This is a genomic window from Streptomyces sp. SID3343, assembly GCF_009865215.1.
Lineage (GTDB): Bacteria > Actinomycetota > Actinomycetes > Streptomycetales > Streptomycetaceae > Embleya.
In genome coordinates, this window is record NZ_WWJX01001400.1 from 1 (window position 1) to 1,073 (window position 1,073).

The 1,073-nt window shown below is 71.3% G+C and carries 1 protein-coding gene; it reads left to right on the forward strand.

The features are described from left to right. The first annotated feature begins 141 nt into the window (after nucleotides 1–141). Nucleotides 142–1,044, forward strand: a complete 903-nt coding sequence (locus GT354_RS44540) for an NAD(P)H-binding protein (protein ID WP_161362954.1) — start codon at nucleotides 142–144, stop codon at nucleotides 1,042–1,044. The last annotated feature ends 29 nt before the right edge of the window (nucleotides 1,045–1,073 follow it).

Genomic DNA, 1,073 nt, shown 5'->3' on the forward strand with positions numbered 1-1,073 from the left:
CGCCGCCCGGCCGAAGTGCCGGTGCTCGGCCTCCGGGACGAAGTGGCGGAGCTTGCGCTGAACAAGATCCATGCCTTTACGGTATCAATAGTCCAGGAAGGGTCTTGGACGCCGCAGGCGGGCCGCCCCGAGACTCGAAACATGATCGTCATCACCGCCCCCACCGGCCGGATCGGCAGCAGGCTCCTGGACATCCTGCTCGATGAGGCTCCCGCTCGTGGCGAAGAACTGCGCGTCATCGTGCGCGACCCCGAAAAGCTCCCCGACGCGGTCCGTGCCCGCGTCGACGTCGTCACCGGCTCGCACGACGACCCCGAGGTCGTCGACCGGGCCTTCGCCGGCGCGGACGCCGTCTTCTGGCTGGCTCCGCCAGACCCGCGGGCGCCGAGTCTGGACACCGCGTACTCCCGGTTCACCGACGCCGCCGCAAAGGCGTTCACGGCCCACGCGGTGGGGCACGTGGTCGGCGTCTCGGCGCTCGGCCGCGGCACCCCCGTCGTCGGTCGCGCCGGACATGTCACGGCCTCGTTGGCCATGGACGACCTCATCGCGAGTACCGGCGTGGCCTACCGGGCGCTCGCGAACCCGACCTTCATGGACAACCTGCTGCGGCAGGTGGCTTCGATCCGCGACGACGGCGTGTTCACCGACACCGTCGCCGCCGACCGCAGTGCGCCGGTGGCCGCCGCCCGGGACATCGCCGCGGCCGCCGCCGGCCTGCTGCTCGACCGCTCGTGGACGGGGACGGGCGAGGTCCCGGTACTGGGCCCCGAGAACCTTTCGGCGAACGACATGGCGCGCATCATGACCGACGTGCTGCGCCGCCCGGTCCGCTACGAGCGGCAGTCGCTCGACGACTTCCGCGCCCAACTCGCCGGACACGGCTTCGGGGACGCGCTCGTCGAAGGTTACGTCGACATGATGCTCGCCAAGGACAACGGCCTCGACGACGGCGTGCAGCGCACCCCTCGGACCGCGAGTCCGACCACCTTCCGCACATGGTGTGAGGAGGTCCTGGAGCCTTCGGTCCGGGCCCAGGCGTGAGCGCGTGAGCGCGTGAGCGCGTGAGCGCG